The organism is Mariniflexile fucanivorans (genome assembly GCF_004341235.1).
GTDB classification, from domain to species: Bacteria; Bacteroidota; Bacteroidia; order Flavobacteriales; family Flavobacteriaceae; genus Mariniflexile; species Mariniflexile fucanivorans.
Map to the genome: position 1 here is coordinate 34,485 of NZ_SLUP01000009.1, position 11,903 is coordinate 46,387.

An 11,903-nucleotide genomic window follows, 5' to 3' on the forward strand; every position below is an offset into this window, starting at 1 on the left:
GTATTTTTAAAGAATAAAGTACAGAAATGGAAATAATCAAAATTTTTGATAAAAAAAAGAGCTGTTTAGGGATTTTTAGTTTTGATAATTCAAAGATGATTCACTATATAATAAAAAAAAGCTTCAATGAAAATTGAAGCTTTTAATAATGATACTACTATATAATAAATCTTGATGGTTTAATTGATTTTAATCATTCAATTTCAAAACCGCCATAAATGCTTGCTGAGGTATTTCTACGTTACCAACTTGTCGCATACGTTTTTTGCCTTTCTTTTGTTTCTCTAAAAGTTTACGTTTACGTGAAATATCACCACCATAACATTTAGCTGTCACATCTTTACGAAGTGCCTTAATGGTTTCACGCGAAATAATTTTGGCACCAACTGCGGCTTGAATAGGAATATCGAATTGCTGACGTGGAATTAACTCCTTCAATTTCTCGCACATTTTTTTACCAATGTTTTGAGCATTATCGGCATGTATTAAAGCGGAAAGAGCATCTACAGGTTGTGCATTCAATAAAATATCCAAACGTACCAATTTAGAGACTTTCATGCCAATTGGGTGATAATCAAACGATGCATAGCCTTTTGAAACGGTTTTCAATCGATCGTAAAAATCGAATACAATTTCTGCTAGGGGCATTTCAAAAGTCAATTCAACACGTTCGGTGGTTAAATAGGTTTGATTGGTTACAATACCACGTTTTTCAATACACAACGACATCACATTCCCAATAAAATCGGATTTTGTAATGATGGTTGCTTTTATATAAGGTTCTTCAACACGGTTAACGGTTGAAGGATCTGGTAAGTCTGATGGGTTATTTACAATAAAAGCCTCGTCTGGGTTTTTGTTTGTAAATGCGTGGTACGATACGTTGGGAACGGTGGTAATCACCGTCATATCGAACTCGCGTTCTAAACGTTCTTGGATAATTTCCATGTGAAGCATGCCCAAGAACCCACAACGGAAACCAAAACCTAATGCTGCCGAACTTTCTGGAATAAATACCAGAGATGCATCATTTAATTGTAGTTTTTCCATTGAGCTACGCAATTCTTCATAATCTTCAGTATCAACAGGGTAAATACCTGCAAAAACCATCGGTTTTACATCTTCAAAACCTTCAACAATATTGGTGGTTGGGTTATTAAAATCTGTAATGGTATCACCAACTTTAACTTCTTTAGCGGTTTTAATACCAGTAATTAAATAACCAACATCGCCTGTTTTTACAGATTGTTTGGCTACTTGTGTTAATTTTAAAGTACCCACTTCATCGGCATAATATTCATTATCTGTCGCAACGAATTTTATTTTTTGGCCTTTTTTAATTTCACCATTAAAAACTCTAAAATAGGTTTCAATCCCTCTAAACGTGTTGTAAACAGAGTCAAAAATTAAAGCTTGAAGTGGTGCATTTGGATCTCCTTTAGGCGCAGGAATACGTTCAATTACAGCTGCTAAAATATTATCGACACCAAAACCTGTTTTTCCACTAGCGTGAATAATATCTTCGGGTTTACAGCCTAATAAATCAACAATATCATCGGTAACTTCTTCTGGATTAGCACTTGGTAAATCTACTTTATTTAAAACCGGAATAATTTCCAAATCGTTTTCTAAAGCCAAATATAAATTTGAAATAGTTTGTGCTTGTATACTTTGTGCTGCATCAACTATAAGTAAAGCACCTTCGCATGCAGCGATGGAACGTGAAACTTCATAAGAGAAATCGACGTGACCCGGAGTATCAATTAAATTTAAAACATATTGTTCCCCTTTATAGGTATAGTCCATTTGGATGGCGTGTGATTTAATGGTAATACCACGTTCGCGTTCCAAATCCATATTATCTAGTAACTGATTTTGTTTTTCTCTTTCAGTCACAGAGCCTGTGAAATCCAATAAACGGTCTGCCAAAGTACTCTTACCGTGGTCAATATGTGCAATAATGCAAAAGTTTCTAATGTTCTTCATAAAGGAAATTCTATCCTAATTTAATTTGCAAATATAGATGTTTTTAAATGAGGCTGAAAGATTGCATACATGTAAATTACACTATATCCCATCAGATTAATTTATATATGTTGTTTTTAAACCCAAATCATGATTTTTTGGTATAAAATTTGTAATACTATTTTGATATTTTTTTCTGTAAAAAATTAAACTTTTATCTAATTTTAGAGTCTATTAGTTTCAGTTATTATAGAATGCAACTAAATTAAAACCAACCAAACTACATGATTAATTTTTTAAATGATCTAGCAAAACAACTATTAAATAGTCTTTTAATAGCTGTATTAGCAACAACCTTGTTGTATGCCCAAGAAAAAAAGTCCATTCCAAGTATCGAAAAAATATATGTGCATACCGATAGAACAACGTATACATTAGGGGAGTCCTTATGGTATAAAGCGTACACTGTTTACGCCTATAACCATATACTTTTTAATGAAAGCAATATTTTATATGTTGAATTAATTTCGCCCGATTCAAAAATAATTGCACGTAACAAAACTTTTTTGGAAGGTGGATTGGGACATGGTGATTTTGTACTATCCGATTCCGAGGGAGTAAAACCAGGTATTTACCAAATTAGGGCATATACCAATTATAGCAGAAATTTTGACAACGATTTTGTTTTTAAAAAAGAGATTGAAATTATAGATGTTTTTGAAAAAGAAAAAGATAAAGAAACCAAAGCAATAGCATCAAAACCAGTAGCGAGTAAAACCAAAGAAGTTTTAAAAAACACGTTTAATTTGCAGTTTTTTCCCGAAGGCGGTTCGCTTTTAAATAATGTACAAAGCATGGTAGCATTTAAAGCGGTTGATGCCCATGGCAACCCCATAGAGGTGGAAGGTAAGGTGGTAGATTCTACCGGAGATATGGTCGCTTTTTTTGGAAGTCTTCATGATGGTATGGGAAAATTTCAATTAACACCCATTAAAGGCAAGCAATACCACGCCGTAATATCTTCAAAAGGAAAAGAAATAGAAACGCAACTTCCCAAAGTAAATGACCAAGGGTTTGTGCTGCAAATAAAAAACATTGATGATAGGGTTTTTGTATCGGTAAGAACAAACGATGAAACGATCTTGAAACAACCAAATGCAACGCTCGCAGTAATTGGCACAACAAGAGGTGTTAAGTATTTTGAAGATATATTTCAACTTTCAGAAACTGTAGCGGCTTTTGAATTGCCTAAAACCGATTTTCCCGAAGGCATTAGTCAGATTACATTATACGATGCTAATTTAAAACCGCAAAGCGAACGATTACTATATATTGAAAAAGAGCAAGACGTAGAAGTAACCTTAACTACCGATAAAAAACAGTATGAACCTTTGGAAAAAGTAACTGTTAACGTATCGTCTAAAACAAAAGAAGGAAGTACTGTGCCAGCTAGTTATTCTTTAAGTTGTTGGGATACAAATGGTGCAACTAACCTTGAAAATTATGGCATTAGCATTAGCTCATATTTTTTAATGGAGTCTGATATTAGAGGACGTGTAAATAACCCAGGCTATTATTTTAACCCAAGTAACCCAAAACGTTTAGAATATTTAGATTTATTGCTTTTAACACAAGGGTGGCGCGATTTTTTATGGAAAACACTTCCAAAAGTAACCGATTCTTTAGGTTTTAAAAAAGAAAATGGATTAACCGTTTCTGGGAGAGTAAAAGCGCTATTTGGAGATAAACCTAAAGAAAATTATAATGTTTCTTTAACGGTATTTAGCAAAAGAGGTTTGAACGGACTTAGAACCCTAACCGATTCCGACGGAAAGTTTCTATTTAAAGATCTAGCTTTTTTTGGAAAAACTAAAATATATTTAAACTCCAAAAACGACAAATGGAAAAGTAGCGGTATGCTTGTATTAGATTCACTCAATCAATCACCCATGGCCGTCGATTTTAAAGGAAGAAATATTTCTAATTTTGAGCCAGAATTAAATACCATAGAAGAAACCATTTATAAAAAGTATGTGATGAATGGTGTGGCACCCGAAAATATATTGGATGAAATAGAAGTTATTGCAAAAAAACCTAACCCCATAGAAAGCATGAATAGCAATTTATTTAGAGGTTTTGTTGTAGATGAAAAAACGCCTAGTTTTACAGATATTTTTGATTTGTTTAGATATGCTATCCCTACGCTTGATCCTAACACTTTCGAGTCTGTTAAATTTACTAGAAACACGGGAGGTGCTCTTATAGTAGTTAACCAAAACATTATACTAGACCCAGATCCAGATTATGATGGAGCTATATTTGTACTTGATTATTTAAGAGGTATTATGCCTGATGATGTCCTAAAAATAGAATATGATAATAGTGCTGTTTCTACTATGATATATGGTAACCAAGGACGAAATGGTGTTATAAATATTTATACAAAAGAAGAGCGCTCTAATACTTCAAAAAATACATTTAACTCCATTTCAGAAGTAATAGATGGATTTTATGATGCCCGTGTTTTTTATTCGCCCGAGCCTAATGTAATATCACTAGAAAGGGATAATACAACGGCGGTACGTAATACATTATATTGGAACCCGTATATACACCCAGACCAAACAGGTGTTTCTGAAGCAAATTATTATAATACTGAGGTTGAAACTACAATAAATGTAAGTTTAGAAGGTATAACAGCAACGGGTATTCCTGTTGTTGTGCATAGTAGTTATAGTGTGAAAAGATAGTGTTAGCTTAACATCATACTACCACAAATACCTAAACTAATAATTAAATAAACCACAGCAAGGATAAATAGTATTTTAGACGCTTTTTTGTTTTTTTTAAACAGAATAGCACCAATAAAAGCTAGAAAAATAGCGGGACCAATCATAATGGCAACTATTAAGTAGATTAAACCATCTAAATTTGGCTCTAAAAAAAATGTCATCGTATTTCGTTTTTAAGTTTCTTTAACTGTTCTTTTTTATCATCTCTATAAAATAGGTTCATGGTTTCAAAAGGAATTATTTTGTAATCTTTATCAACAATATGCACACAAGATTTTTTTATGGCACGCACATCAAAATTGTAAGCATCAATAAATTGCATGATAATAATACGAAATAAATTATCATAACCTAAGTTAGGTGCATCAATATTTGGCAAACAACACATAATGCTTTTTAGATTTTCTTCGGCAACTTCCACGGAATTTCCGGTGCTAAAAAGTTCAATCATTTTTCCTTTTAGTTGGTCGTCTTGCTCATAAATAATCGTGTTTTTACTGTTATCCAGCAAATCATTTGGATTAATGTAGCGCGTAAGCGGAAACACCTCGCCACCCAATTTTAAAGCATAACCCATCACCAAAGCATCGGGGTTGCAGGGTACAGGCAACAAATCATCGGGGTTAAAAATAGGAGATTGTTCCAATATTTTTCGGCGCACCTCGGTAAGCGTCATTCTATCCGTTTCAGGATTAAAATGTTCTAACCTGCCAGCAATTTGAGTGGGTTGAAATGTAACACCACGCACACATTGTTGTTGTAAAGCAAAGTCAATTATTTTTCCAATTTCGTTATCGTTCAATCCTTTTTGTAATGTTATTACCAAAGTTGTCGATAGGTTTACGGCATTCAAATGTTCAAGCGCTTTCATTCTAACATCACTTAAATCGGCACCACGAAGCTCTTGCAACACGCTATCTTCAAACGAATCAAATTGTAAATAAATTTCAAAATCGGGTGCATAGGTTTTTAATTTTTCCGCGAAAGCGATATCCTTTGCAATTTTAATACCGTTGGTGTTCAACATTAAATGCCGAATGGGCAGTGTTTTGGCATAATCTAAAATCTCAAAAAACTGCGGATGTATGGTTGGTTCGCCACCACTAATTTGCACAACATCGGGCTCTTTTTCATTCTTAACAATGGTGTCGAGCATTTTTTTAATTTCATCTAAAGTACGATGCCTGCCATACGTGGGCGACGACCCCGCATAACAAGTTGGGCACGTTAAATTGCACCTATCGGTAACCTCTACAACCGTAAGGCAACTGTGCTGCTCGTGGTCCGGACACAAACCACAATCGTAAGGGCAACCATAATGCGTTTTGGTGTTAAACGTGTATGGCATTTCGCTGGGTTTATTATAGTTGCGTATATTTTTGTAGTACTCAATATCATCAGCAATCAACAACTTACTATTGCCATGTTCGTTACAGCGTTTTAACATGTAAACGTTACCATTTTCAAACACAATTTTAGCATCAACCCGACGCAAACACTCGGGGCACAAGCTTAAAGTAAAATCGTAATAGGTATAATTTCTAACGGGCATTTTTTGTTTTTTTATAAATTATTTTGGCGTTACCTAAAGGTCGGGCTTTACGTTACAAGTCCTCGCTCCTACCTCGCTGTGGGTTTTCCACTTCAAATGCGAAGCATTCACGATTTCCTTAATTTAAAATAACATGCAGGAGTAACCCCTAACGCACCTTCCAGCAACGTATTAGTTCAACAACTGTGTTTCTATAATACAACCAACAAAGTATACATAATATTTGAATACTACTTAAACCAAATACATAAAAAATATTGGGTTTTAAAAATTCAATAAAAAAACGGAATGCGAAATACAACAGCATAAAATATTTAAAAAGTTCACCATTTTTTAAGCTGAAATTATTTTTCAAATATTTTAAACCGAAGAATAGCAAAACCAAAAACACCAATTCGTAAAGGGATGTTGGGTGGCGTAAAACACCATCGCCTAAATCCATACCAGTAAAAAAGGAGGTTTTGTTCCCATAAGTAAACTCGTTAATACCCGATAAAAAACAGCCAATTCTACCAATAAAGATGCCCAAAATAATAGGAAATACAAACAAATCGCCAGACGATTTAGTTTCTCCAATCATTTTTTTAGCAAGTTCCACACCCAATAACCCGCCAAACAAACCGCCCATAATGGTTTTGGTATTTAATAGTTGGACTATGTTTTCTTTTGAAAATTCAATCATAGGGTTTTCTAAAAAACCAACCAACCGAGAGCCAATTAAAGCACCAAGAGCAGCACCAAGAATAATGGAAAGCCTATTCATGGAATTAATAGAATCCACACTTCTTTTTCTTAAGTAAACATAATATCTAAAAGCCAAAAAGAAGGCTAAATACTCTAGTATTAAATGAATATTAATTTGATAATCAAATAATTGAGGTTCGAAAGGAATGTGCAACGATTGAATTTTTTATAAATATAGCCGAAATTTTTACCCTAACTTTGTTAATTATAAAATTTTTGGCCTATGAAAAACATATTAACTCTTGTTGTTTTTGTTTTAGCAACTTTTAGCGCTAAAGCTCAAATAAGTAACATAACTGAAAAATTTGCATTACCAAGCACGTTAAGCGAATCTTCTGGAGCTATTTTTTTCAACAACAAACTCATCACTCATAACGATTCTGGTGGCGAAAATAAACTGTACGAACTAGATACTATTTCTGGACAAATTACAAGAACCGTAACCATTCTAAACGCTACAAATACAGATTGGGAAGACATTACACAAGATGAAACGAGTATATATATAGGAGATATTGGAAATAATAGCGGTGATAGAACCAATTTGAAAATTTATAAGATTAATAAAACCGATTACACAAGTCAAACAAGTGTAGATGCAGAAACTATTAACTTTAACTATTTAAACCAAACCGATTTTACATCCAATTTAAACAATACCGAATGGGATGCCGAAGCCCTCGTTTCATTTGATGATACTCATTTAATGGTGTTTAGTAAAAATTGGGTAAATAATATTACCAAGGCATATCTAATTCCTAAAACACCTGGTAGTTATCCGTTAACAGCTTTAGACGCTAGCTTAAATAGTGGCGGTTTAATTACAGGAGGCACTTACAACCCATTTACAGGGAAACTTTATTTAATAGGATTCAGCAATATTTTACTGCCATTTATTTGGGTATGCACTAATTTTAATGGAAGCAATGTGTTTTCTGGAACAAATACAAAAACCCAGCTGTCTTCATTGGGTTTTGAACAAGCTGAAGCCATTACTTTTATAAACGAAAACAAATATTTTATTACTTCCGAATCATTTTCTCAGAATATTGTTTCAGATTATGCTAAATTAATGTCTTTTTCAACAAATGATATTAAGCTAACATCCAATGGTATGGATGCAAATGAAAAGCACATCTTATATCCAAATCCGGTAATAAATGATCTAACTATTAAAAGCGCAGGAGTTCAAACAGTTCAAATTTATGACACGAAACTGTCCCAACTTTACAAGGGCACCCAGAACGTTATAGATATGGGTAATTTTAGTAAAGGCGTCTATTTTGTTAGAATAACGACTGACGAAGATAATTTAATCATAAAAAAGGTTGTTAAGAATTAACACACAAACGCTTAGTTCTGTTTCGATAGTAATCTGTATTATTAAGTTTAATCAAAAAACACTAATTTTGCAGTCCAAAATAAAAACGTGGTTAAAATACACAACATAGAACTTCCTGATTTCCCGTTACTTCTTGCTCCTATGGAAGATGTAAGCGACCCTCCATTTCGTGCACTTTGCAAAGAACAAGGCGCCGATGTTGTTTACACCGAATTTATATCGAGCGAAGGCTTAATTCGTGATGCCGCCAAAAGCATCATGAAGTTGGATATTTATGAAAAAGAACGACCCGTTGGCATTCAAATATTTGGAGCTAATTTGGAAAGTATGTTGCAAACTATTGATATTGTTGCAGAATCAAAACCAGACATTATCGATATCAATTTTGGTTGCCCCGTTAAAAAAGTGGTGAGTAAAGGTGCCGGAGCAGGCATTTTAAAAGATGTATGTTTAATGGAACAGCTTACAGCAGAAATGGTAAAACGCACCAACATACCCATAACCGTAAAAACCCGTTTAGGTTGGGACCACGACTCCATTCGAATTGTCGAGGTTGCCGAACGACTGCAAGATGTAGGCTGTAAAGCCATCGCCATACATGGTAGAACCCGAGCGCAAATGTATAAAGGTACTGCCGATTGGAAACCCATTGCTGAAGTTAAAAACAACCCTCGCATGCACATTCCCGTATTTGGGAATGGCGATGTAGATACTCCAGAAAAAGCCATGGAAATGCGTGACAGTTACGGTTTAGACGGTTGTATGATAGGGCGCGCCAGCATTGGTAACCCCTGGTTTTTTAAACAAGTAAAACACTTTTTTACAACAGGCGAGCATTTAGCACCTATTTCTATTGAAGAGCGTGTGGAAGCTGCACGTCGCCACTTACAAATGGCCATCGATTGGAAAGGCGAAACATTGGGTGTTTTCGAAACCCGCCGCCATTACACCAATTACTTCAAAAATATTCCGCATTTTAAAGAATTACGAATGAAAATGGTAACCAGCGACCATTCTCAAGATGTATTTGCAGCGTTTGATGAGGTTTTGGAACAGTTCTCTGATTATCAATTTACCGAATAGTCTTTTTGTATTAAACCCTTTAGGATTATCAAAAAATTGAAATTGTGTAAGTTTCACTTTTGAAGCAATATATTTTTTCAATTGAAGAGATTGTCACAGAAAATTAGAAATTTTATTCGCCATAACTTAAAAAGTACGGCAGAAAACCCCGACTTTTTAGTGCAATGTCCAAATTAATCGTTTTTTATGAAAAGTATGACTAAAATCATCTTTACTAAAATATGTAGATGTTAATTTTGTAGCATCACAAAACAGTTTATCAACAATTTATACCACAAAATAGTCGTACAATCAAGTTATCGATTATCTTTGTGGCACTACAAAAACACACTATGAGTAAAGGAATTTATGTAGCAACCATGGAACCAAACAGCGGAAAATCTGTCGTTGTTTTAGGTTTAATGCGTATGCTATTAGGGAAAACAGCCAAAGTTGGGTATTTCAGACCTATTATTGAAGATTTAGAAGCCAACGAAATGGACAACCACATTAGTACGGTCCTTTCGCATTTTGAAATTGATATCAATTACAAAAAAACCCACGCATATACCAGAAATGAAGTTCTGGATTTATACAATAAAGGTAAATCTGGCGAGGTACTGGATGTTATTATAAAGAAATACAAATACCTTGAAGAACGCTTTGATTTTGTTTTAGTTGAAGGCACCGATTTTTCGCATGAAAATTCCAGTATTGAGCTCGATTTAAATATTTTAATCTCAAAAAATTTAAGTTTGCCTGTTATTATCGTGATGCAAGGTGACCGAAAAGAGAATAAAGAAATTGTTGATAATGTTCAATTAGCTTACGACACTTTTAGAAGTTCGGTAGATGTACTTTCAATAATGACGAATAAAGTAGACTTAAACGAAATTTCTGCTTTAAAAGATTTGTTGCTGAAACGCATTGATGTCAATACAAACATTACCGTTATTCCAAAAATTCATTCACTATCAAGTCCTACAGTGAAAGAAGTCGTAAAATCGCTTGATGGTAATGTGCTTTTTGGTAAAGATTTACTAAACAATCTTATAGATAGTTTTAGTGTGGGAGCCATGCAATTAAGAAACTATTTAACCTATTTAAAAGAGAATGCCTTGGTTATTACACCAGGTGATAGAGCCGATATTATTTTAGGAGCTTTACAAGCCAATATATCAAAGAATTACCCTAAAATTTCTGGTGTTGTTTTAACAGGAGGTCTCATTCCAGAAGAACCTATTTTAAAACTTATTGAAGGTCTTTCTAGCGTTGTTCCAATTATTAGTGTTGCTGAAGGCACGTATTCTGTAACCAATAAAATTGGCAATATTAGATCTAAAATATATGCAGAAAACGAGGAAAAAATAGAAACGTCCATCGCTACTTTTGAAAAACATGTAGATACAGATAAACTAGCCGATAAATTAATAACCTTTGAATCTGATATATTCACACCGAGAATGTTTCAATATAACTTATTGCAACGTGCTTTAAAAAACAAAAAACACATTGTGTTACCTGAAGGTTATGACGAGCGTGTTTTACATGCAGCAGCCAGATTAATTAATGCTCAAGTTGTTGAATTAACATTAATTGGTGAAGTAGATAAAATTAAAGAACGTATTGCAAGATATGATATTGCTCTAGATATCAATGCTATAAATGTTATTCATCCAAAGACGTCTCCTCATTTTGAAGATTATGTTAATACGTTGTATGAACTAAGAAAACATAAAAATGTTACTATAGAAATGGCAAGAGATGCCATGGCAGATGTATCGTATTATGGCACCATGATGATTTACAAAGGACATGCCGATGGTATGGTTTCTGGCGCAGTAAACACGACACAACATACCTTACTTCCAGCATTACAATTTATAAAAACCAAACCTGGAGTAAACATCGTATCATCTATATTCTTTATGTGTTTAGAAGATAGAGTTTCTGTATTTGGAGATTGTGCCATTAACCCTAACCCAAATGCAAAGGAATTAGCTGAAATTGCTGTCTCATCGGCCCAAACAGCTAAAGAATTTGGTATTGAACCTAAAGTAGCCATGTTATCTTATTCTTCTGGTGCATCAGGAAAAGGTGCAGATGTTGAAAAAGTAAGAGAAGCCACCGAAATTGTAAAAGCAGAATCACCAACCTTAAAAATCGAAGGTCCTATTCAATACGATGCAGCGGTTGATATGAGAATTGGAAAAAGCAAATTACCAGATTCTGAAGTTGCTGGTAATGCTAGTGTACTTATTTTCCCAGATTTAAACACAGGAAACAATACCTATAAAGCGGTACAAAGAGAAACTGGCGCCTTAGCCATCGGCCCTGTTTTACAAGGATTAAACAAACCCGTTAACGACTTAAGCAGAGGGTGTACTGCAGACGATATTTACAGCACCGTTATCATAACCGCCATTCAAGCACAAGAAAACTAATT

Annotated in this window: 8 protein-coding genes; 4 read left to right on the top strand and 4 right to left on the bottom strand. The window is 34.1% G+C overall.

Annotation, left to right across the window (positions count from 1 at the left end; translation table 11 throughout):
- Positions 1-189 precede the first annotated feature (189 nt).
- Complete coding sequence (gene lepA, locus EV196_RS16725) at positions 190-1,986, bottom strand: translation elongation factor 4 (RefSeq protein ID WP_132218927.1); 1,797 nt, start codon at positions 1,984-1,986, stop codon at positions 190-192.
- A 263-nt stretch (positions 1,987-2,249) separates the two neighbouring features.
- Between lepA and EV196_RS16730 the strand changes: the two genes are divergently transcribed.
- Positions 2,250-4,715, top strand: a complete 2,466-nt coding sequence (locus tag EV196_RS16730) for a hypothetical protein (RefSeq protein WP_132218928.1) — start codon at positions 2,250-2,252, stop codon at positions 4,713-4,715.
- Between the two features lie 2 nt (positions 4,716-4,717).
- Here EV196_RS16730 and EV196_RS16735 read toward each other — a convergent pair whose 3' ends face one another.
- The 3 genes from EV196_RS16735 to EV196_RS16745 all read right to left on the bottom strand — a co-directional run bounded on the left by EV196_RS16735 (position 4,718) and on the right by EV196_RS16745 (position 7,207).
- Positions 4,718-4,918, bottom strand: a complete 201-nt coding sequence (locus EV196_RS16735; protein ID WP_132218929.1) for a hypothetical protein — start codon at positions 4,916-4,918, stop codon at positions 4,718-4,720.
- Positions 4,915-6,309, bottom strand: a complete 1,395-nt coding sequence (locus tag EV196_RS16740) for a radical SAM protein (protein ID WP_132218930.1) — start codon at positions 6,307-6,309, stop codon at positions 4,915-4,917. The genes EV196_RS16735 and EV196_RS16740 overlap by 4 nt, the downstream gene beginning before the upstream one ends.
- Before the next feature lie 148 nt (positions 6,310-6,457).
- Positions 6,458-7,207 carry a prolipoprotein diacylglyceryl transferase gene (locus EV196_RS16745; protein WP_132218931.1) on the bottom strand — a complete coding sequence of 250 codons (750 nt, stop codon included), beginning with the start codon at positions 7,205-7,207 and terminating at the stop codon, positions 6,458-6,460.
- Between the two features lie 69 nt (positions 7,208-7,276).
- Between EV196_RS16745 and EV196_RS16750 the strand changes: the two genes are divergently transcribed.
- From EV196_RS16750 to pta, 3 genes are all read left to right on the top strand, one after another.
- Positions 7,277-8,395 carry a T9SS type A sorting domain-containing protein gene (locus EV196_RS16750; RefSeq protein ID WP_132218932.1) on the top strand — a complete coding sequence of 373 codons (1,119 nt, stop codon included), beginning with the start codon at positions 7,277-7,279 and terminating at the stop codon, positions 8,393-8,395.
- Between the two features lie 87 nt (positions 8,396-8,482).
- On the top strand, positions 8,483-9,478 hold the full coding sequence (gene dusB, locus EV196_RS16755; RefSeq protein WP_132218933.1) for a tRNA dihydrouridine synthase DusB: 996 nt from the start codon (positions 8,483-8,485) through the stop codon (positions 9,476-9,478).
- A gap of 332 nt (positions 9,479-9,810) precedes the next feature.
- Positions 9,811-11,901, top strand: coding sequence for a phosphate acetyltransferase (pta, locus tag EV196_RS16760; RefSeq protein WP_132218934.1), 2,091 nt, complete (start codon positions 9,811-9,813; stop codon positions 11,899-11,901).
- Positions 11,902-11,903 lie beyond the last annotated feature (2 nt).

Excerpts from the sequence above, each read along its gene's own strand:
- EV196_RS16740 (WP_132218930.1), bottom strand. The coding sequence starts at position 6,309 with ATGCCCGTTAGAAATTATACCTATTACGATTTTACTTTAAGCTTGTGC.
- EV196_RS16750 (WP_132218932.1), top strand. The coding sequence starts at position 7,277 with ATGAAAAACATATTAACTCTTGTTGTTTTTGTTTTAGCAACTTTTAGC.
- pta (WP_132218934.1), top strand. The coding sequence starts at position 9,811 with ATGAGTAAAGGAATTTATGTAGCAACCATGGAACCAAACAGCGGAAAA.
- lepA (WP_132218927.1), bottom strand. The coding sequence starts at position 1,986 with ATGAAGAACATTAGAAACTTTTGCATTATTGCACATATTGACCACGGT.
- EV196_RS16730 (WP_132218928.1), top strand. The coding sequence starts at position 2,250 with ATGATTAATTTTTTAAATGATCTAGCAAAACAACTATTAAATAGTCTT.
- EV196_RS16735 (WP_132218929.1), bottom strand. The coding sequence starts at position 4,918 with ATGACATTTTTTTTAGAGCCAAATTTAGATGGTTTAATCTACTTAATA.